General features: G+C 56.9%; 17 protein-coding genes. 7 read left to right on the top strand and 10 right to left on the bottom strand.

Annotation, left to right across the window (positions count from 1 at the left end; all coding sequences use genetic code 11):
- Positions 1–2 precede the first annotated feature (2 nt).
- Positions 3–1,124, bottom strand: a complete 1,122-nt coding sequence (locus AC27VJ_RS16220) for a citrate synthase/methylcitrate synthase (RefSeq protein WP_488684882.1) — start codon at positions 1,122–1,124, stop codon at positions 3–5.
- A gap of 84 nt (positions 1,125–1,208) precedes the next feature.
- On the opposite strand from AC27VJ_RS16220, the gene AC27VJ_RS16215 reads away from it, so the two are divergent.
- Complete coding sequence (locus AC27VJ_RS16215) at positions 1,209–2,399, top strand: citrate/2-methylcitrate synthase (protein ID WP_488684881.1); 1,191 nt, start codon at positions 1,209–1,211, stop codon at positions 2,397–2,399.
- Between the two features lie 132 nt (positions 2,400–2,531).
- Complete coding sequence (locus tag AC27VJ_RS16210; protein ID WP_488684880.1) at positions 2,532–3,326, top strand: 2-keto-4-pentenoate hydratase; 795 nt, start codon at positions 2,532–2,534, stop codon at positions 3,324–3,326.
- On the opposite strand, the gene AC27VJ_RS16205 is transcribed toward AC27VJ_RS16210, so the two are convergent.
- The 5 genes from AC27VJ_RS16205 to AC27VJ_RS16185 all read right to left on the bottom strand — a co-directional run bounded on the left by AC27VJ_RS16205 (position 3,327) and on the right by AC27VJ_RS16185 (position 7,975).
- Complete coding sequence (locus AC27VJ_RS16205; RefSeq protein WP_488684879.1) at positions 3,327–4,025, bottom strand: ABC transporter ATP-binding protein; 699 nt, start codon at positions 4,023–4,025, stop codon at positions 3,327–3,329.
- A gap of 1 nt (position 4,026) precedes the next feature.
- Complete coding sequence (locus AC27VJ_RS16200) at positions 4,027–4,770, bottom strand: ABC transporter ATP-binding protein (protein WP_488684878.1); 744 nt, start codon at positions 4,768–4,770, stop codon at positions 4,027–4,029.
- Positions 4,758–5,720, bottom strand: a complete 963-nt coding sequence (locus AC27VJ_RS16195) for a branched-chain amino acid ABC transporter permease (RefSeq protein WP_488684877.1) — start codon at positions 5,718–5,720, stop codon at positions 4,758–4,760. The genes AC27VJ_RS16200 and AC27VJ_RS16195 overlap by 13 nt, the downstream gene beginning before the upstream one ends.
- On the bottom strand, positions 5,717–6,598 hold the full coding sequence (locus tag AC27VJ_RS16190) for a branched-chain amino acid ABC transporter permease (RefSeq protein WP_488684876.1): 882 nt from the start codon (positions 6,596–6,598) through the stop codon (positions 5,717–5,719). Before AC27VJ_RS16190 ends, AC27VJ_RS16195 begins: the two co-directional genes overlap by 4 nt.
- A 69-nt stretch (positions 6,599–6,667) precedes the next feature.
- On the bottom strand, positions 6,668–7,975 hold the full coding sequence (locus tag AC27VJ_RS16185; protein WP_488684875.1) for an ABC transporter substrate-binding protein: 1,308 nt from the start codon (positions 7,973–7,975) through the stop codon (positions 6,668–6,670).
- Between the two features lie 317 nt (positions 7,976–8,292).
- On the opposite strand from AC27VJ_RS16185, the gene AC27VJ_RS16180 reads away from it, so the two are divergent.
- Entirely contained in the window at positions 8,293–9,777 is a 1,485-nt protein-coding gene (locus AC27VJ_RS16180; protein WP_488684874.1) for a hypothetical protein, read from the top strand.
- Between the two features lie 146 nt (positions 9,778–9,923).
- Positions 9,924–11,360, top strand: coding sequence for an endo-1,3-1,4-beta-glycanase EglC (gene eglC, locus AC27VJ_RS16175; protein ID WP_488684873.1), 1,437 nt, complete (start codon positions 9,924–9,926; stop codon positions 11,358–11,360).
- A 33-nt stretch (positions 11,361–11,393) separates the two neighbouring features.
- Here eglC and AC27VJ_RS16170 read toward each other — a convergent pair whose 3' ends face one another.
- The 3 genes from AC27VJ_RS16170 to AC27VJ_RS16160 all read right to left on the bottom strand — a co-directional run bounded on the left by AC27VJ_RS16170 (position 11,394) and on the right by AC27VJ_RS16160 (position 15,006).
- A complete protein-coding gene (locus AC27VJ_RS16170) occupies positions 11,394–12,857 on the bottom strand; it encodes a sensor domain-containing diguanylate cyclase (protein WP_488684872.1) in 1,464 nt (487 codons plus the stop codon).
- A 151-nt stretch (positions 12,858–13,008) separates the two neighbouring features.
- Positions 13,009–13,830: a bifunctional allantoicase/(S)-ureidoglycine aminohydrolase gene (locus AC27VJ_RS16165; protein ID WP_488684871.1), complete on the bottom strand. Its 822-nt coding sequence runs from the start codon at positions 13,828–13,830 to the stop codon at positions 13,009–13,011.
- A 129-nt stretch (positions 13,831–13,959) separates the two neighbouring features.
- On the bottom strand, positions 13,960–15,006 hold the full coding sequence (locus AC27VJ_RS16160) for a class I SAM-dependent methyltransferase (RefSeq protein ID WP_488684870.1): 1,047 nt from the start codon (positions 15,004–15,006) through the stop codon (positions 13,960–13,962).
- A 307-nt stretch (positions 15,007–15,313) separates the two neighbouring features.
- On the opposite strand from AC27VJ_RS16160, the gene AC27VJ_RS16155 reads away from it, so the two are divergent.
- Positions 15,314–17,311: a putative bifunctional diguanylate cyclase/phosphodiesterase gene (locus AC27VJ_RS16155; protein WP_488684869.1), complete on the top strand. Its 1,998-nt coding sequence runs from the start codon at positions 15,314–15,316 to the stop codon at positions 17,309–17,311.
- Between the two features lie 62 nt (positions 17,312–17,373).
- On the opposite strand, the gene AC27VJ_RS16150 is transcribed toward AC27VJ_RS16155, so the two are convergent.
- Entirely contained in the window at positions 17,374–20,067 is a 2,694-nt protein-coding gene (locus AC27VJ_RS16150) for a DNA translocase FtsK (protein ID WP_488684868.1), read from the bottom strand.
- A 314-nt stretch (positions 20,068–20,381) separates the two neighbouring features.
- On the opposite strand from AC27VJ_RS16150, the gene AC27VJ_RS16145 reads away from it, so the two are divergent.
- Entirely contained in the window at positions 20,382–21,266 is an 885-nt protein-coding gene (locus AC27VJ_RS16145) for a dihydrodipicolinate synthase family protein (protein WP_488684867.1), read from the top strand.
- A 12-nt stretch (positions 21,267–21,278) separates the two neighbouring features.
- Positions 21,279–21,938 carry a GntR family transcriptional regulator gene (locus AC27VJ_RS16140; protein ID WP_488684866.1) on the top strand — a complete coding sequence of 220 codons (660 nt, stop codon included), beginning with the start codon at positions 21,279–21,281 and terminating at the stop codon, positions 21,936–21,938.
- Positions 21,939–21,948 lie beyond the last annotated feature (10 nt).

Here is a 21,948-nt window from a genome sequence, read left to right as displayed (position 1 = left end):
GCCTACGCATCCGGCATTGGTCCAACATAGCGCGATTGCGGACGGATGAGCTTGCCGAGATGTTCTTGCTCCAACACATGTGCTGTCCACCCGGCCATGCGACCGGCGGCAAAGACGTTTGTGAAGCTTTCGCGCGGGAAACCAACGCCTTCCAGCACCAGCGCCGTGTAGAATTCGACATTGGTCTGCAAGGGCCGTAGCGGCTTCTTTTCAGCCAGCAGAGCCAGAGCTTTTTTCTCCACCGCTTCGGCAAAGCCGATACGACCGCCACCATCCCGCAATGCGCCGACTGCTTGTTTCAGCACGTCGGCACGCGGGTCACGCACGCGATAGATGCGGTGACCGAAGCCCATCAGCCGTTCGCCGCGTGCCAGCGCATCGGTCAGCCACAGGTGAATGTGGCTCTCATCGCCAATCGCATCCAGCATATCCAGCACCGGGCCGGGCGCACCGCCGTGCAGCGGACCTTTCAATGCGCAAAGTGCGCCGATGACGGAGGAGAACATGCCAGCTTTGGTGGAGGCGATGACGCGAGCGGTGAAGGTGGATGCGTTGAGGCCATGGTCAGCCACGGTCACCAGATAGGTGTCCAGCGCTTTGACCTTTTCGGGAGATGCTTGGGCGCCGTGCAGCATGTGCAGAAAGTCCGCGGCCTGACTGAGTCTCGCATCCGGCGCAACGGGCGCTAAACCAGTTTTCTTTCGAGCAATGGCAGCGGCAAATACCGGCACGGCGGCAACTGCCATGATGTGGTGGGCTTCCGGTTCTGCATCTGCCAGAGACGACAGCAAAAGCCGCAGCGCTTCGACCTGGGACAGGTTTTCCGTTGCCGAGAGAAGCGCTTCGACCAGACGGAAGGCGCGCAGCCGCGCCTGTCCAAGTGCTGCCTGAATGGTGGCTTCATCACCGGGGCCGGAAGCAAGGCCTTGCCACAGCAGGGCAAGAACGGCCTCGAAGCTCCAGTCCGAAAGGCGATCCAGATCATATCCGCGCACGATCAATCGGCCCGCCGCACCATCGACATGGCTGAGAACGGTCTCGGCGGCAACGACATTTTCCAGACCGGGGCTGGCGGCTTCCGAAACCAGTGTGAGGGGTGACGCGATGTTTGCTGAAGTAGTCATGATAATCCTCATGGGTTGACTTCCATAAGAATGATGCTTGAATCAATATAATCAATCTTGATTCATTTAATCAATGTCGGGAAAATGACGAAACACGAACAGTTCATCGATGCGGAAGCCGCATCGCAAGCCCTCGGCATCAGCCGCGCAACACTTTACGCCTATGTCAGCCGCGGTCTGGTTCGCACCATAGAAGGGCCGGACGATCCCCGCCGCCGCCTTTACAGCAGCCATGACATCGACCAGTTGAAGAAGAACAAATCCGTCGGCAGAAAGCCCAAGGATGTGGCCGCGACAACGTTGGATTGGGGCCTACCAGTCCTGTCTTCCGGCATCACGTTGATCGAAAATGGCCGTCTGTTCTATCGGGGCCGCGACGCCGTGAAGCTGGCCGAACATGCAACGCTTGAGGATATCGCCCGGCTGCTCTGGAATTGCGGCGACCACGATCCCTTCGCATCCAAGACGGAATTAGAGTGGAATGCAGCACTGCTTGATCTCACCAAGGATTTACCCCTGACGGAACGGTGTCAGGTTCTGCTGTCTTTTGTCGATGCGGGTCGAATGACGGCATGGCAACGTGATAACCGCAAACTATGGCCGAGTGCCGCTGCCCTGTTGCGCAGCATGACGGCGGCGGCCAGCAACAGCCAGCCCAGCAACCTCGCAACACATCTGCATCTGGCCAATGTCTGGAAGCTGGATGAGGCCGCAGCGGATATCATTCGCCGCACGCTCGTTCTGCTGGCTGACCACGAATTGAACGCCTCCGCCTTCGCCACCCGCGTCGTTGCATCGACAGGGGCTTCGCTGGGTGCCTGTCTCGATGCGGGCCTGTCTGCCTTGAGTGGGCCTTTGCATGGCGGCATGACCAGCCTTGTCGAAATTCTGTTCGATGAGGTGGATGCGGCAACGGATGCTGCGACGGTGGTGGAAAGGCGGCTGCGCCGGGGCGACGGCCTACCGGGTTTCGAGCATCCGCTCTACCCCGAAGGCGACCCGAGAGCAACAGCGCTTCTGCAGCTCTTGCCGCGCGACGAAAAGCGCCAGTCGCTAATCGATACGGTGGCCGAAACGACAGGCAAGCTACCGACCGTCGATGTTGCACTCGTTTCGATCCGCCGCGTGCTGGGCCTTGCACCCGGCACGGCGCTCAACCTGTTCGCCATCGGCAGAACGGTGGGTTGGATTGCCCATGCTTTCGAGCAGTTTCAGGAAAAGAAGCTGATCCGCCCTCGCGCCCGCTACGCTGGTCCACCACCGGAAAATACATGAGGCATAATCGTTTCCTGTCGAATATATGTTGAAGACCATGTATTTCGACGTCGGCAACAATCGCTTCACTTGCCAGCATCGAAAATGACTGCAATGAAATCGACAAGAATTGACGTTACGGGAGGCTGTTGCATGACGACGATGACAGAGGCGAATATAAGACTTGGCGCTATTCTCGCCGAGGCTGAAACTCGGCAGTCATCGCTCAGCGCTGCCCAACTGCAAAGCAGCGGCCTTGCGCCTGACAGCATCGAAGCGGGCCTTGCGGCGCAGGCGATTGCGGCTGCGGCCATCGGCAAGGAAATCGGCGGCTGGAAGATCGGCATGAACAACGGTCGTGCTGTTGCTGCCCCGTTGCTGGATGTTTTCGATAGCGCCGGTGCTGCACCCTTTGACGTTCCCAAGCCGGGCGCAGTGGCCATAGAAATCGAGATTTGCTTCGTTCTTTCAGACGACATTCCAGCACCTGTCACCGGCAAGGAATATTCCGCCCAAGACGTGCTTGCGCATGTCGCCTCCATCCACTTTGGCGCGGAGCTTTGCAGCTATCGTCTGGTGGAGGAGGGCAAGGCACCATTCCCGCTGCATGTGGCAGACCGCATGGGCAACCACTCCTTCGTGCTGGGGCCGCAAATCGATCAAGGCATTCTTGAACGCATGACCAATCAGGATGCAACGCTGCCTGCGCTGGTTTTGGAAGGCGAAGATGGCGTGATGTTTGCGGCAGAGCCGAAGCACCCGCAGAGCGATCCGCTTGCGCCGCTGCTTGCCTACGCAAATGCGCCACTCGACCATTTGGGTGGCCTAAAGCGTGGGCAGGTCGTCACCACCGGCAGCCTATGCGGCCTTGTCCGGCTGTCCGGCCAGACTGCGGTGAAGGCCGTCTGGGGCGATATTGCAGAGATTTCAGTCAGGCTGCCCGCATAATCAGGCAACGCCGACATAGGTCTTGACCAAACCCGGGTCGGCGCGCAACGCCTCCACATCCATGGTCGCCTTTGCTGCACCATTTTCCACGAAACACACGCGGTCCGCAACAGACAGCACCGCCTCTATGCGCTGTTCCACCAGAAGTACGGCCTTGCCGCGCGCGCGCAGTTCAAGAATGACTTCGCGGATCGTCGCGATCATGGATGGCATAAGCCCCTCGGTCGGCTCGTCCATGAGAACGAGGGAAGGGTCGAGGCACAGCGCGCGGGCCGTTGCCAGCATCTGCTGCTCCCCGCCGGAAAGCGTGCCGGAGACCTGATCCAGCCGTGTTTTTAGGATGGGAAACAGCGCAAAGATGCTGTCAAGGATCGCGCGATCCGTCTTGCGCGTCAGTAGCCCTATTTCGAGATTTTCCCGCACGGTCATCTCAGCAAAAAGCCGCCTGCCCTGCGGAACGTAGCCGACGCCTTGTTTCGGCACCTCATGTGCGGGCAATCTGGTCAACTCGACACCGTTCAGCGTAATCGATCCGCTGCGCGCTGGGATGAGACCCATGATGGCCCGCAGCGTCGTCGTTTTCCCCGCGCCATTGCGGCCAAGCAGACACAAAACCTCACCGGGCTGCACATCGAGCGAGAGGCCTTTCAGCGTGCGGCTGTTGCCGTGATAGACATCGAGATCGCGAATGGAGAGCATCTCAACTCCCTCCCAGATAGGCAGTCTGCACATCTTCATTGGCGCGGATATCATCCGGTGCGCCGGTGGCCAGTACCTGTCCGCCATTCAGCACCGTGATGCGATCCGCCAGCCGCATGACCACCCGCATATTGTGCTCGATGAGAAGGATCGTCGTATCTTTTGACACGGCTTTGACGAGGTCGCAGAAGCCATCGATTTCGCTATCCGAAAGCCCCTGCGTCGGCTCATCGAGGATCAGGAGTTTCGGTGCGAGTGCCAAACCCATGGCAATTTCCAGAAGCCTTTGGTGGCCATAGGCAAGCGCCCCGGCCTTCACATCGGCCCTATCAGCAAGACCGACCTTTTCGAGTGCTGAAATCACAGCTTTTTCCAGAGCCTGATTTTTCCAGAACAGCCAGCCGGATCTTCGCTGTAAGGTATTTTGCGCCGCCAGTGCTACATTCTCGAAAACACTCAGCTTCGGATAGATGCTGGTGATCTGGAATGTGTAGGCGATGCCCTTGCGCACGCGCTCATAGGCCGCATCTGATGTGATGTCCTCACCGAGAAAGGTCACCGTTCCCGAACTCGGCGCGATGCGGCCTGACAGAAGCGAGACGAAGGTGGTCTTGCCCGCGCCATTGGGGCCAATCAGCGCATGGATTTCCCCTTGGATCACCTCGAAATCGACGGCTTCGACGGCCTTTAGGCCACCGAAATGGCGGCTGAGAGCCCTAGTGGACAGCAATGTTACGGCAGCCATGGCAGCCACCTTTCACGGATCGATCCGAGAATGCCCTTGGGGAAAAACAGCACCAGAAGCACCAGTGCAATGCCGGTGACCAGCATGTAAGCGGAGGTGTATTCGCTGGCGATATCGATCATGTAAAACATCGATACCGTACCGAGAATGGGGCCGAGCAGCGTGCCCGCGCCGCCAAGAAGCGTAAACAGCAAAGCCTCTATCGAATATTGAATGGAGCCGAAAGACGAGCCGACATAGGCGAAGAGCAGCGCATAGGCCGCGCCCGCCATGGCACAGATGGTGCCGGAGAGGGTCAACGCGATGAGCTTCAACACATATGTGTTGTAGCCCAACATGGTGGTGCGCGCCTCGTTCTCCCGCACCGCCACCATCACACGACCGGCAGGGCTGCGGATGACGAGGAACGTGACCGTCAACGCCAAGGCCATCAGCGCAAAGGCGATGTTGTAGCGTGTCGCCGCATTGGTGAGATCGAAACTTGCGCCAAGAAGTTCGAAGCTGCGCGCCATCTGCGGCAGCATCAGCCCTTCCTCTCCCCGCGTCCATTCGGAGAAATAGAGGCTAGCCAGATAGGCGACCTGCGAAAACATCAGCGTCACGATCATGAAGGCGACGCCTGTCGTGCGAAGGGAAATCAGCCCGATCAGCAATGAGACGACAAATCCGGTTCCGATCCCGGCCACGAAAGCCGTCGGAACGCTCCATTCCAGATGATAGGCCGCCAATCCCGCGCCATAGAGGCCGCTGGCGAAAAACAGCGCGTGCCCAAGGCTCAGCAGCCCGGTGTAGCCGAACAGCAGATTATAACCCATGGCGAAGATCGCCAGCACCATGACCCTCGTCATCGCAAGGTGGTGATATTCCGGCAGCAGGAATTGCAGGCAGAAGAACACGAGAAGGACTGCGCCATGCAGAGCCAGGATTTTGGCAGATGATGCGCCCCTCATCTTGCCTTGGCTCCAAACAACCCTTCCGGTTTGAAGACCAGAACGAGCGCAACGAGCAGCGTCGAGATCATCTTGGCCAGCGTCGGTGAAAAGAACACGGAAATGATGCCGTCGCTCAAACCGATCACCAGCGCCGCGACGACGGTGCCGCGAATGCTCCCAAGCCCGCCGATGATGACGACGATGAAGGATAGCAGCAGCGGATCGAGACCCATGAGGTAATGCGCCTGCCGGATCGGCACGATAAGCACTGCCGCGATGGCCGCCAGCATCGCGCCCGCGGCAAACACGAAACCATAGACCCGGTCGATGGGGATGCCGAAGGCCTGCGCCGTTTCCCGGTCATATTGCGTGGCGCGCATGATGAGGCCGATGCGGGTGCGGGTCAGAACATACCAGACAGCGATGAGAAGAACGGCGGCAATGGCAATGACGAAGAGATTGTAGGCGGAATATCCGAACCACGGCAGTTGCAAGCGATAATAAAACGGCGCCGTGACCGGGCGAGCATCCGGCCCATAGGTCAGAAGCACCGTCTGCTGAATGATGTAGAGCATGCCGATGGTAGCAACGATAGTCGATTCCGGATCATAGGACAAACGCCGCAGCACCAAACGTTCCCCGGCAAAGGCAACAGCACCGACGACAATCGGGCTGATGATGAGGGCGAGGAAAAAGCCGAGCGCTGGATGCATGCCGGCCATTGACGTGACCCACCACGCCAGCACGGCTCCCAGCATGTAGAATTCGCCATGCGCGACGTTGACGATACGCATCACGCCGAAAACCAGCGACAGGCCGAGCGCCGTCAATGTCAGCACGGCGGCCTGCAAAAGCCCTTCCAGCGTGGCAAGTAACAGGAACGGGCCGAATGCCACGCGCTTATCCCTTCAAAATCGCAAGCCACCCTGCCGTAGTCGGCAAGGTGCAACATCTCCGTTCTTAGATCACAGAGACATCTTCGTATAGTCTGCGGTGATTTCGTAAGCGCCATCCTCGATGGACGTCTTGTGGACGACATCCAGCTTACCGCCGCTGACTTTCGAGATGTACTGGTGGCCGTAGCACTGGTGGTTCTTGCCGTTGAATATCTTGTCGCCTTGCGGGTGGTCGCGACCCTCATCGAATTTATCCAGCGATTCCATCGCCTCGATGAAGGCGGCCTTGTCCTGCGGTCCGCGATAGCCTGCCTTTTCCATGGCCTGCTTGATGACGAACAACGTTTCCCACACACCGAACATATGTGAATAGGTCGAGATATCCTTGGGGTCGGCAGCGCTTGCACCATTCTGATCGATGCCCACGGCGGCGCGATAAATCTTGTCCCACTCGCTCTGGTCTTTCTGGGCGTAGCGCGGCATGCCTTCCCAGAAATAGGTGTCTTCCAGATAAGACAGTTGTGGCGTCGCCAGATCGACGGCTTCAAGACTGTCGATGAAGCCAAAGATTTGCGGTCGTTGCGATCCGTAGAACTGGCCGAGTTCTGTAACAAAGGTCAGAACCGAAGGCCCGACCATGACGTGGTATAGCACCTCCGTATCCGAGGGAATGCGAGGCAGATACCGGGTAAAGGATGTTTCTGTCGGCGGAATGGCGATAAGTTCCAGAATCTCGCCGCCCTGCGCCTTCATCGCGGCGGAGAAGTAATCGCGATGATCATGCCCGAATGCGTAATCCGGGAAAATCATCGTCGCCTTCTTGCCGAGGTTCTGGGAAATCCAGGGCGCCATGGCGGTAACTTGGCTGCGCACATCGGTAATGCAGGGCTGGAAGCAATAGCGGTTCAGCTTGCCGGATGCGACATGGAAGCCTTCGGACACCACGATGTAGGGCATCTTCAGCTCACCGGCGCGCGGTGCCGAACCGATCACGACATGCGAAAACAGCGTGCCGAAGATGGCATCGACCTTGTGCTGGGCGGCGAATTTCTCCACCACTTCCGCACCGCGTTTGGCATCGGTACCGTCATCTTCGACGATGATCTCAACCGGGCGGCCATTGATGCCGCCTTCGTCATTGATGATCTTTGTGGCGGCTTTCGCCACCCGCTCATACCAGCGGCCATAGGAAGCGCCGATACCGGTTCGGTGAAGCTGCATGCCGAGCTTGATCGGCTCCGAGGTCTGAGCCTGCGCATAACGCACGAAGCCCGGCGCAACACTGGCTGCCAGACCTGCACCCGCCGTGGCGCCGAGGCCGAGAAGTGTTGCGCGTCGCGTGACATTTGTCTTCGGTGTGATCAACTCGTCGGCCATTTCCATCCCCATCAATGAGCATTCCTGCCCATTGTCTCCTGCCATCATAGCGGCAATATGCGATTGGCTTTCGCACTGCCTAAAAAACCAGAAGGCGATTTATGCCGTGCAATGCCGCCTACGTAAATACGTGAACAATAGGAATTGATAAATATTATAGAATCCGATTCTATACGTCGATAATTTAACCAGCCGATCTAAAATCATACTATTAATTCCTGAATAGAAATAAATGCCAAAAATATATCACTTTTACCGCGACCAATATTATCAAGTATTGCCGCACCATCTAGAGAATAACAGAGATGATCGAGCGAATGTCGCAAACTGACCGAAAAGAGATTTGTAGAGCGACATTCTTCTACCAGCGCATCCTAAGCCTGCACTTGCTGCTCTGCACAATCCTCATCGCGACACTCTTGAGCACCACACCCGCTTTTGCTCACGGAGCGGAGCGCGGGCTAATCATGCTTCTGCCGACGAATTATTATCTCATCGGCGGCGGGCTGGCTGTATTCCTGTCGTTCATGATGCTCGCTGTGGTTCCCAATCGCTGGTTCTCAGAGCTTGCACATAAGACCTTGCCGCTTGCGCCCTCGCTTGGCATTCCCAAAGCGCCGGTCAGTTTTCTTGCATTCCTGCTGCTCGCGATTTGTGTTCTCGCCGGTTTCTTTTCAGTCCATGATCCCCTCAGCAATCCTTTGCCGCTCGTCATCTGGACCGCATGGTGGGTGGGTCTGACGCTGGCGCATGCGATTTTCGGCAATCTGTGGCTATGGCTCAACCCGTGGATCGGGCTGCTCTCGGCACTAAGCAAAGTCACCGGTTCCGAATTGGGACGGAAGCCGATCTTCAATCTGCCAAAGCGTATCGGCTATGTCCCTTCCATCCTGCAATTTTCACTTTTCGCATGGTTTGAACTGGTCTCGATTGCGCCCGAAGACCCGCCTCGGCTTGCAAGTGCCGTCCTGTGCTATTGGCTGTTCAACTTCATTGCGATCGTGCTGGTCGGTCAAACGGAATGGATGAAACGTGGCGAGCCCTTCTCCGTCTTCTTCCGAATGATCGGCATGTTTTCGCCGTTGTGTCTCATCGAAACGGAAACAGGCAGGAAGATCATGCTGACCTGGCCGGGTGCGCGGTGCCTCACCGCCGAACCGCTTCCGCTCTCCGGCACGATCTTCATTCTGCTGACGCTTGGCACCGCATCCTTCGATGGCTTTGCCGAAACCTTCACATGGCTCGGCTTCATCGATGTCAATCCGTTGGAATTTCCGGGGCGTAGCGGTGTGATGCTGCCCAATACGCTGGGGCTTTTTGTTGCTCCCATTGTCCTGGCGATTTTGTTTTACGCCAGCGTCGCGGCAGGGTTTCTGCTGGCGGGCAGAACAAAGTGGAAAGACCTGCAACCCTTAGCCGGACGGCTCGTCTATTCCATCGTGCCGATCTCCATCGCCTTCCACAGCGCCCATTACCTGACACAGCTTCTGATCAACGGCCAATATCTGATCGTCGTCATGTCCGATCCTTTCGCGCTGGACTGGAACCTGTTCGGCACGGCAGACATGCATGTCACCGCGTCTTTCTTGCAAAACCTGGAAAGCGTGCGTCTTGTGTGGACAGCGCAAACGGCGATGATCGTGGCCGGGCATGTCGCTGGTATCATTGTCGCGCATGGCATTGCCACAGCGGAATTTCAGACGTCAAAAAACGCTGCCGTTTCGCAGATGTTTCTTGCTGCAGCCATGGTGTTTTACACGGTTTTTGGGCTCTGGCTTTTGTCCACGCCAACGGTTGGCTAATCTTTCAGCCGCCCGCATACCCCTGACTTTTCACAGGGGTTCGAAGCCCATTTATCTCATTTTCGCCACAAACCAAAAAGGCATCGCTGTTACACTTTCAGCCGGAGGAAATGTCGGGGAGGACAGTTTCAACAGGAGATATTTCGATGGCGAAGTCGATCATGAACGCTCTTGGCAAGCCGCTTTATTACAGCGACACGTCCACCGGCTTTTTCTCTGCAACGGGCTCTGGTCCAGATCTTTACGGCACCAGCAAAAATGACTCCATGTGGGGTGACAGTAGCGTCAACGTCACCATGCGCGGCGGCACGGGCGACGACATCTACTACCTCTACTCCGCCATCAACCGCGCGGCGGAAGCCCCGGGTGAAGGTATCGATACGATCAATACTTGGATGGGCTATACGCTTCCCGACAACATCGAAAACCTGACGGTCACGGGCGATGGACGCCACGCCTTCGGAAATGCGCTTGATAACATCATCAGCGGTGCATCCGGTTCGCAAACCATCGATGGCGGTGCGGGCAACGATGTTTTGACCGGCGGCGGTGGGGCGGATACGTTTGTATTTGCCAAGGGCAATGGCACGGATCTGATCACGGACTTCGGTGCCGATGACATCATCCGGCTGGATGGTTACGGTGTCACCTCGTTCGATCACCTCGTCAGCGCCTCCACCCAGAAGGGAAGCGATCTCTGGCTCAACTTCGACAATGGCGAAAGCGTTGTTCTGGCCAATACCACCGCCGATGACCTGAGTGCCGATCAGTTCCGGCTGACGTTAGATCGCTCTCAGCTCACCTCGACCTTCTCCGACGAGTTCAACTCACTGTCGCTCAGCAATGGGCAAAGCGGCGTTTGGGAGCCGAAATTCTGGTGGGCGGGAGAAGAGGGCGGCAGCCTTCACACCAATTCCGAAAAGCAATGGTACATCAACCCCGCCTATCAGCCGACATCCTCGGTCAATCCGTTTTCGGTCCAGAATGGCGTCCTCACCATCACGGCGGCCCCTACCCCGGACTCGATTTCCGATGCGGTAAACGGCTATGACTACACGTCCGGCATGCTGACCACGCATCCGTCCTTTTCGCAGACCTATGGCTATTTCGAAATACGCGCGGATATGCCAAGCGATCAGGGTGCTTGGCCCGCCTTCTGGCTTTTGCCGACCGATGGCCGCTGGCCGCCGGAGCTCGATGTGATCGAAATGCGTGGGCAGAACCCGAACACGCTGATCCTGTCCGCCCATTCCAATGCGTCAGGTCAGCAAACCTCCACCATCAACAATGTCAATGTTGCCAGCACTGAAGGCTTCCATAAATACGGGCTGCTGTGGGAGGAAGACCATATCACATGGTACTTCGATGACGTCGCGGTCGCGCAGGTCGATACGCCTGCCGACATGCATGACCCCATGTATATGATCGTCAATCTGGCCGTCGGCGGCATTGCCGGCACGCCAACGAACGGGCTGCCCAACGGTTCGGAAATGAAGATCGACTATATCCACGCCTATTCCATCAACGACTTGGCAATAAGCGACATGGCACAGACGACCGCAGCGGATAATCTGTTGATGTGATGCAGACCCGATGCTGGCATTTATCGATAAGCGTTAAATGCCAGCTTTCTTGTTCTGGGACGTGCGGGTTGAGACGCTGGCGTAATGCGCCTTCTTCTGATCATACATGCTGATATCCGCACGCCGGACCATGGTTTCCAGCGTCTCGCCCTGCTCGCTTGTGGCGACACCGATGGAGATGCCGAGTGGTGAGGTGGAATAGAACTGATTGTTGATTTTCAGCAGTTCGTAGATCGTATCGACCATCGTCGTCGCAGCATTCTTGTCTGCACCCGGCATGAGAATGGCAAACTCATCGCCACCGATACGGGCGGCATGGTTTGGCGACGCGACGACACCGTTCAGAACCTCACCCAGCCTGCGCAGCAACTTGTCGCCCGCATCATGACCCAGCGTGTCATTGGCGATTTTCAGGCCGTTGAGATCAATGATGATGGCGGAGACGGGGCGCAGGCTGTTGCGCTCAAGCCGGTTCAGCTCATCCGTATAGAAAGCGCGATTGTAGAGCTTGGTCAGCACATCATGCTTGCCCAGATATTCCAGATAGGCCTCGGCCTTCTTGCGGGCGGTGATATCCGTCAGCGCCACCTGCACCAGCGACCAATCCTGCTCATGGCCGGGAAAGACCGAGAACTGCAACAGGACATGACGCTCCGATCCATCCAGCGCGTAATTGACGACTTCGCGTTGATGGAACAGATTGCCGTTCCAGAGGTCGATCAACTGTTCCTTGAAGGGCTTGTCCATTTCATCGCGAAACACATCGCCCAGACGTTGCAGCAATGTCTTCTCATCCGGCGCGCAGAAAAGGTCGAGCGTGGCCTTGTTGACCTCGATGACCCGGATTTCGCTCATGCACTGACGCACGAATTCCGGATGCACATCCATGAACACGCGGAAATCCACGATGCCCCGGTTCTTGATGTCATCGATCAGCCGCTTGATATGGCTGAAATCCTCGACCCACAGCGACACTGGCGAATGTTCGAGCATCCCTTCCGCGTAGCGTCGGTTGCTTTGCTCCAGCCTGCGCGCTTCTTCCCGCTCTGTTACGTCTTCAGTGGTGATCAAGATGCGCTCGAGCGTGGCTTCATGGCCGGGAATGACAGCGCCGCGAAGCTGGATATCCAGCCGCTCTCCATTCAGCGCGTAATTGACCGCATGGCTGGAAAAGCGGGGCTTTCCCTCCCACAGAGCTTCCAACTCGTTGATGTGGCTTTCCAGCATGTCATCGCGAAAGACACGATGCAGGTTTGCCAAAAGGTGATCGAAATCGCGGGCAGCGAACAGCTCCAGCGTCTTGTCGTTGACCTTCAGCACCCGGATTTTCTGTGAACATGCCTGCACGCGCGACAGGTCTTCCAGCAGAAAAGACCGGATGTCGTTCACACCCTGCTGGTGCCAGATGTCGAACTGACGCTTGACGCCAGAAAAGTCCTCGATCCACATCGCCACCGGCGCAAGGTTGAAGATATCTGCATCAAAGGATTGCGACATGGGCGTCATCTCTGTCTAGCGGCCTTGGAGAAGGTTCGCGCGCAAGACTTCGCGCAAACCAATGTCAAACAACTTCACCTGCTGAACTAAAGAATTTGCTAATTTGCTGCACCGCAACAGCAAAGTTTATGCTTTATCACTAAATTCCAAACTACCAAAGTTTAACGTGTCGGTTCACATCCTTGTAAAGCAGGTAACGGAAACGACCGGGGCCGCCCGCATAGCAGGCCTGTGGGCAAAAGGCGCGCAGCCACATGAAGTCACCGGCTTCGACCTCTACCCAGTCATTGTTCAGCCGATAGACTGCTTTGCCTTCCAGCACGAACAATCCGTGTTCCATGACATGGGTTTCCATGAAGGGAATGGTCGCACCCGGCTCGAAGGTCACGACATTCAGATGCATGTCGTAGCGCCCGTCCGCCGGGTCTATGAAGCGGGTCGTCGCCCACTTGCCATCCGTATCGGGCATGGCGGACATTTCATGATTATCTTCATGGGTGAAGATCGCGGGTGGCAGTTCCAGTCCTTCGACCACGTCGAAGACTTTTCTGACCCAGTGGAATTTGGCGGGGATCGATCCCTCACCGCGAATTTTCCACGGTTGACCGGCGGGAATATAAGCGAAGGAGCCTGCACGCAGAGCATGCCGCTCGCCAGCATGTTCGATGCTCATCTCACCATCGACGACGAAAATCGCAGCCTGTGCGCGGGCATCCGGCTCCGGCCTGTCGCTGCCGCCGCCGGGCATCACTTCCATCACATATTGCGCAAATGTTTCGGAAAATCCCGTCATCGGGCGTGAGATGATCCAGGCACGCGTGTCGGTCCAATGCGGCAATACGCTGGTGACGATATCCGACATCACCCGTTTTGGAATGACCGCATAGGCCGTGGTGAATGTCGCCTTGCTGGACAGAAGCTCCGTCTGGCCCGGAAGCCCGCCGAAATCAGAATAATACCGCTTGTTTTCCATGATGCACTCCAACGCCATGCTATGTCTTAGAATGCTTTAGAACCTTTCAGCGCTAAATGGAATCGTCATTTCATCGAGAGAAAGCCGCGCCACTTTCTCGGCAGCGCGGCTTGCGATTTCGGTCAAGGATCACGCCTTCTTCCGAATGACGCCATAGACGATATTGCGGTTTTCTCCGAAGAACACCTCCGCCTCGAAGGCCGACGGATCGATGCTGGCGTTGATGATACCCCACATATCCGCCTGTGAGCGCAGCAGCAGCGCCCAGTTCATGAAGGTCTCCATGAAACCATCATCGTCGATACCCTCTGCGAAATTGGCGAACAGGAACGTGCCACCCGGCTTCAGCATGTCGAGGCAACGCTGTGTCAGAGTGATTGCGACCTTATCGATGAGATAATCGTAAAGGCCCGCGGCATAGACAAAGTCGAACTGCCCAAGATCATGCTTGCGGGACATAAGGCCACGAACCGACCCGTCGATCGCTTCGACAGCGGTGCCGCTGAAGTCTCTTGCAATGGCGCCGATACTCATCGGGTCTTGGTCAAGCGCGACCCAACGCTTGATCCCGCCTTTTGCCAAAGCCGTCGAGCGATTGGCTTCCCGAAGATGCCCTGCCGCCACCGTCAGTATTTCAGTTTCCGGCCCCTTCTGCTCTGCAATCTGATCGACGTAGCGGGTCAGAATGTCCAGACGCTCGCGCACTGCGGCTGAGGATAAAGAGTTTCTGGTGCATTCATAAAGGGCGGCACCCAAAGGAGACGCCGCGCTCACCTTATCGGCAACCGCTTCGTGCCCATAAATAAAATCGAGCAGTTGAGCGTCGCCGGAGTAGCCGCGCGGCTTTACGAAAGACCAGTTTGTGAATGGATCCTGATGCAAATATTCGGCGACGGGGTGGTTTTGAGCGATGGGAATAAGCTCTTTCCACACTCCAGAAGGGTATTTTCCGCGAAGTTGATGCAATCTTCTGGCGACTGAATGTATAATTTCCTGCGGGAAATTGCCCCCAATAAATTGCTGTTGTGCCAAATTGAGAATGAGAACAAGCTCTGCTTGTCCGAGCACCAACTGCTCTTCAAAGCGCTCGTCTCTTTTAGCAAAAATTTTCTGTGATATTGCCTCCGGAGTGATCAAGCTCTCTCCGTCGAATGATTTATTCTTGAGCTGGGACACTAACACCTCCAACGTTTAAGACATTGTTAACGCTATAACAATTTGAACGGGATGGCGAGAGCCGGAAGCAGTGGAATCTGGCGTTATTGGAATTTATTTCTAAGTCTGTACGTTTAAGGTAAATCTAATATCCGTGTTTTTCTGACAGGGATTCAAACAAACTTAATCTGCACTGGAATAGAGTTCGGGCGCTCGTTGTTAGTCTGCGTCTGCGCATGAAAGCTCAAAGTGTAGATGCAGAATTGTCAGAAAAGCGACGGAATAACGAAGGCATTATTGCGAAATATTGCAACCAATGGATCAGTGCATGAAGCACAGTTTGGCAGATGTGGTTGAGTTAGATTTGCATGCAGACGCATCTCGCACGAGATCGGCTGACACGATGCGTGCAATTTTCTTGGAAGAAGCCGACACGAAGAGACGATTGGCGATACGCCGAGGCCTGTGGGCTTCCGGCCCGATCTATCTCATGTTCTCGCTAACGGACTTTCTTCTCATTCCAGACGTGGCCGTCCATACGATATTCCTTCGTTTCGTGGTTGGCATCCTGGCGTTGATGACATTGGAAATGCAGATCCGCGGCGCGGTGAAGACGGACCAGATGGACCTGACATGTGCTGCTGCGGTGGTCAGCAGTTACATCGGCTGGCTTCTGCCCGCCATGATGACCAGCCATGTCACCAACATGTCCTATTACATGGTTTTCGGCGCCATATTCATGATGGGCGCCAACCTCTTCTTCACCTTCAATTTCAAGCTGTCGCTGATCGCCTCCAGCCTCATCCTTGGAATATACTTCGTTGCGCTCAGCTACTTCCACGAAGATATCTATTATCTGATTGCCTTCGGCACCTTTTACCTCACTTGCTTCGTCTTCACCTCCTATGTGAATCTTCGCCTCAATCGCGAGCGCTATCATGTTTTCCTCAATGCCATGGAAGCGAAGGTGCAGCAGCGCGAAGCGGAAGATCGGGGCAGAGCGCTGCTTCGCCTGTCCAACACCGATCCGCTGACGGGCCTTGAGAACCGCCGCGCCATAGACGAAAGGCTGCGGCATCTCTGGGATGGCTGGATGGAATCCCAGCGCAATTTCGCGGTCTTCCTCATCGATGTCGACTTCTTCAAGAAGTACAATGACTTCTATGGCCATCAGGAAGGCGACCGCTGCCTGATACAGGTTGCCCAAACGCTACAGACAAGCATGGCGCGTTTCGATGCCGTGATTGGCCGTTATGGCGGTGAGGAGTTCATCGCACTCGCCAGCTTCAGAAGCGCCAAGGACATCGAAGACATTGCCGAGACACTGCGACAAACAGTCGAAGACCTTTCGCTGACCCATGAAAGACGGCGAGACGGGACATCCATCATAACCGTCAGCGTCGGCGCGTCCTTCACACGGCCACAGCCTGATCCGAAGCTTGAGCGTATCATCAACGAAGCGGACCGCGCGCTATATCTCGCCAAGGCCAATGGCCGCAATACCGTCAAGCTCTTTGATCCCAATGATCCCCACAACAGCGACGATACGGAAAACGTCGCCGCCCTGCTCAATATCGCCATCGCGCAAGATCTGGTTTCCCTCGTCTACCAGCCCATCAAGAATCTATCATCCGACAAGATCATGGGGGTTGAAGCGCTGATGCGGCTGCGGCTTCTGGATGGAACGCTGGTTCCGCCCAGCATCTTCATTCCCATTGCCGAACGCAACGGCGTCATCATGGATCTCGGGCTGTGGGCAATCCGCACCGTGTGCCAGCAGGTTCTCAGCTGCGATAAAATCTCTGTCGTCAGCGTCAATGTCTCACCCATTCAGCTGAAAAGCCCCGGCTTTGCCACCTCCGTTGCCGCCATTCTGGGTGAGGTCGGCGTTGCCGGTGGAAGACTGGCGCTGGAAATCACCGAAGGGCTGGAGATGGACATGAATTCCGATGTCCTGCGCTGCATCAGTGATCTCAAAACACTTGGCGTGCGCATCTGGCTCGATGATTTCGGTACCGGCTTCGCTGGCCTGTCATGGCTGCGCCTCATCGACTTCGACACGGTCAAGATCGACAAGTCCTTCCTGCATGATGCCCACACCCCACGCGGCAAGGTCATGCTGAACGACATCATCGGCCTCATCCGCAACCGCGGACACAAGATACTGGTCGAAGGTGTGGAAACCGCCGAGCAGCTGGAGCTGCTGAAGGAACTGCGGATCGATCAGGTTCAGGGCTATTATGTCGGGCGTCCGGCCCCTATCGACAAGTTCCGGCTGGAGACAACGCCCTATCTTCCCCGCACCGGCCTGATGCGGCCAGCCTGATACGAAAAACCCGGCGATGGTTCTCGCCGGGCCTATCAATTCTATCTCTAGAGCGGGACTTTTCAGTCCCCGCCCCCCGGCACTTCACAGACATCCCGTTCACCCACGATGATCGAGCGCTTGCCAACATGGTTGGCCGGGCCAACGATGCCTTCCTGCTCCATGCGCTCCACCAGTGAGGCGGCGCGGTTATAGCCGATGGACAGGCGGCGCTGGATGTAAGAGGTCGAGCACTTCTTGTCGCGCAGCACCACCTTCACAGCCTTTTCGTAGAGATCAGCCGTATCGTCCTCGGCCATGGCCGTCTTATCGAAAACGGCGCTGTCTTCTTCCTCGCTGTCGTCAGCCTCGTCGGCGTCTTCCGTGACCGTTCCCAGATATTCCGGGCGACCTTGCGTCTTCAGATGCGCGACAACCTTCTCGACTTCCTCGTCGGACACGAATGGACCATGGACACGGGCAATGCGCCCGCCGCCAACCATATGCAGCATGTCGCCCTGGCCCAGCAGATGCTCGGCACCCTGCTCGCCCAGAATGGTGCGGCTGTCGATCTTCGACGTCACCTGGAAGGAGATACGTGTCGGGAAGTTAGCCTTGATGGTGCCGGTGATGACATCAACGGACGGGCGCTGCGTTGCCATGATCAAGTGAATACCGGCGGCACGCGCCATCTGCGCCAGACGCTGGATGGCGCCTTCGATTTCCTTGCCGGCAACCATCATCAGGTCTGCCATCTCATCGACGATGACGACGATGTACGGCATGGCCGTGAGGTCCATCTCCTCCTGCTCGTAGACGGCTTCACCCGTTGCGCGGTCGAACCCGGTCTGCACGTTGCACATGACCGTCTCGCCCTTGGCACGGGCAGAGGCTGCGCGGGCATTGTAACCATCGATATTGCGAACACCCAGACGCGACATCTTGCGATACCGGTCTTCCATTTCGCGCACGGCCCATTTCAGCGCCATGACGGCCTTCTTCGGGTCGGTCACGACAGGTGTCAGAAGGTGCGGAATGCCGTCATAAACCGAGAGTTCCAGCATCTTGGGATCGACCATGATCAGGCGGCATTCTTCCGGCTTAAGGCGGTAGAGCAGCGACAGGATCATGGTATTGATCGCTACCGACTTGCCGGAGCCGGTGGTGCCAGCGACCAGAAGATGCGGCATCTTCGCCAGTTCCGCCACGACAGGCTCGCCGCCGATGGTCTTGCCGAGGCAAAGCGCCAGCTTCATGCGCGTTTCGGCATAATCGGGAGACTCGATCAACTCGCGGAAATAGACCGTCTCGCGAACCGGGTTCGGCAGTTCGATGCCAATGACGTTACGACCCGGCACCACGGCAACACGGGCAGAAAGCGCTGACATGGAGCGGGCGATATCATCCGACAGGCCGATGACGCGGGAAGATTTGACGCCGGGCGCAGGCTCGAACTCATAGAGAGTAACAACCGGGCCGGGGCGCACATCGATGATCTCACCCTTGATGCCGAAGTCTTCCAGCACGCTTTCCAGCAGGCCTGCGCTCTGCTCCAGCGCTTCCGGCGTCATGGTCGTGGTTTGCAGAACTTGCGGCTGCTGCAACAGGTCGATGGGCGGATATTCGTATTCGCCTTCGCCGAACACGGGCGCATCGAGGAACATTGGCTGATTGTTGTTACGGGCAACCGTGCGCATTTCCCGACGCGGTTCGGCAACGGGCTTGGCTGCAATGACCGGCTGCTCGACAGCGGCGGCAACGGCAATAGGTTCTTCAACTGGGGCTGCCGCCTCCACCTCAGCAACCGGCTCAACCTCAACCTCGCGAGCAGGTCGAATTTCCACCTGTCGATAGAGCGAGACGGCTGACCCTTCAGGTCTACTGAAAACAGGCTTCTCAATGACCGGCAGCGGCTGGCGAACCACCTGCACAGGACGGGGCGCTGGCTTCGCGGCAGCGGTCGGAACTGGAATTGGGGCAGTCACGGCGGCGGCGCGCTGCGCCTTGATCCGTGCCAGTTCCGCAAGCCGCATGGGCCGTGACGGTGGCAGGATCGCATCGCCGACATCAAGGCTCATCGCTTCCCAGAACATTTCGTCGGAGAGAGCGTCTGCAAAAGCTGGTACGTCAAGCGTCGCCGGGCCTTTTTGGCCGTGCTCGTCAGGAAAGCATGCGACATCGATCTGCGCTGCATTGCCAGCGTCCAAAGGCATTTCCGCCGTATTTTCGGCAACGGGCTCAGCCGGGGCAGATGCTTCCTGCTGCTGCTTCAGCGCGAGTTCACGGCGCAAACGATAAGTGAGAGCAAGCGCACCCGTTGCCCCCGGCGGCTGTGGCAGCACGGCAGGCTTGGCGATGCGGCGTTCGACAGGAGTCGGTTTCGACGCGGGCGGCTGCTCGGAAACGGCTTCAACGGCGACGGGACCAGCAATGGCTGCTGCTTCCTCGTCGGCCTTGCCCGAAGGCGTAGCGGTGGACTGCTTTCCAGCAACGATGTTCTGCGGCGTGCGGGTGAAGCGCACATTGGGGCCAAGCGTGAAGGCGTTCTGCCACAGCGGCATCTCATCACGGCCCTCAATCGCATTGGCAGCGATCTGGTCGGCATTGTGTCCCATAACCGCGCGCTGGTCTGCCGTTAACGGAATCATTCCGCGCGCGGCACTTTGCGGGTCTTTCGGCTCCGCATTGGGCTGGTTCTGTCCCCTCTCTTCTATCGTATTGACGGAATTATTTAAATTTGAACGGGGAAAACGCATCACAGCCTGTACACTCATCATAAACGGACATTTGGCACAGCAAATGAGATAGAAAATAAAGGTTAATCACATATTGCCAACGGGCTCTCAAAAGCGAATTTTCACAAGCTTCTTGGCCGCTGTGTCTGTGCAGCCACGCATCGAAGGTGATGACGAAACCGCCAAAAATCGTTGAATATCAGGCGTTTTTACAGCTTTTAAGCCTCACCAAGACCTGACAGCGCCCCTTGCCGCTCTCTTTAATAAAAACTTCATGTGAACTGACAGATGCCGGCTTTACAACTAACATGTTAATGGCGTATCAAGTTGCTGTCAGTTTTTGGAGGAGCAGGCAATTGACTGGGAAATTCGGCCTATCGGCAGCACTTACGACACCCTTCGCGCAGGATGGAAGCATCGACATCGCAGCCATGATTGCGCAGGCGAAGCGCTCGCTTGCCGCTGGCTGCAACAGCGTCACCCTGTTCGGCACCACCGGTGAAGGCAGTTCCATCGGCAGCCGCGAACGCACGCAGGTACTGGCAGCCTTCCTAGATGCAGGCGTGAGTGCGAACAATCTAGTCGCTGGCGTTCTAGTGGATTCGGCGCAGGACGCTGCTGATCAGGCCGGTGAAGCCTTGAAGGCCGGTGTCCGCAACATCCTGCTCGCCCCTCCCTCCTATTTCAAGAATGTCAGCGATGACGGCCTGTTCGAGTGGTTCTCGTCTGTTTTCCAGCAGCTTGGGACTGATGCCCGCGACGTTCTGGTTTACAACATTCCCTCTGTGACGACGGTAGCACTTTCCGTTGATCTGATCGGTCGGCTGCGTCACGCCTTTCCGAGCGTCGTGACCGGCGTCAAGGACTCCTCCGGCGATTGGCCCTATACGCAGCGCCTGCTGGCCGAACATCGCGATCTCATCATCCTCATCGGTGACGAGCGGCATCTGGCGCAAGGCGTTCGCCTTGGCGGCCATGGCGCGATTTCCGGCTGCGCCAACTTCCTGCCCGCCGAAATCCGCGCCATGGCCGTAGACGGTGTGGAAGACAAGCGGATCGAAGACCTTGTCGTTGAGCTTCTGAAATATCCGGTAACGCCTGCCGTCAAGGTTCTGGTATCGCATGTGACAGGTGAACCCATCTGGCATTCTGTTCGCCCGCCCCTGGTTTCCATTTCCGCTGAAAACCGTAAAAAGATCGAAGCGGCCTTCGAGTCGCTGTTCAGCAAACGGGCGGCTTGAGAAGGATAGTCGATGGACGACAGCGGCGAACAGACAACGTTGAGGGAGAAGGCGTATGAAAGCTTTACGCACCACCTTCTCGCGCGCGATGTTCGCCCCGGCCAGTTCATCTCACAGCGCCGCCTTGTGGAACTGACCGGATTGCCACTTGGCGCAATCCGCGAGGCCATTCCTCGGCTGGAGGCGGACGGGCTGATCATAACGGTACCGCAGCGCGGATTACAGGTTGCGCATATCGACATCAACCTCATCCGCGAAGCCTTCCAGTTTCGTATTTTTCTGGAAAAGGAAGCGGTCGCGATTTTTACCCGAACCGCTTCCGATGAGACGATTGCCGCGATGATAAAGGACCATCGCGATATTGGAGAGGCGGCCCAGAGCGGCAAGACATCGCCGGAACTGGATGCTCTCGCTCAAGCGGTCGACTGGGGCATGCACGACGCCTTTATCGACTCGCTTGGCAACTCCATCATCTCGAATGCCTACCGCGTCAATTCGATCAAGATGCGGCTGATCAACCAGGAACGGTTCCGCATTGCCGGTCACGTCAAATCGGTCATGGCGGAGCATCTGACCATTCTCGAAGCCATCGAGCGTCGCGCACCGGAAGAGGCTGCCGAAAGGCTGGTCGCCCATATTCGCAACGCGCGGGACAGGGCTTTGGCGGTTTAGGAACACAGCA

It is taken from the genome of Agrobacterium sp. 20P9.1.2 (genome assembly GCF_057799395.1).
This window is presented reverse-complemented; position numbering and strand designations above follow the sequence as displayed.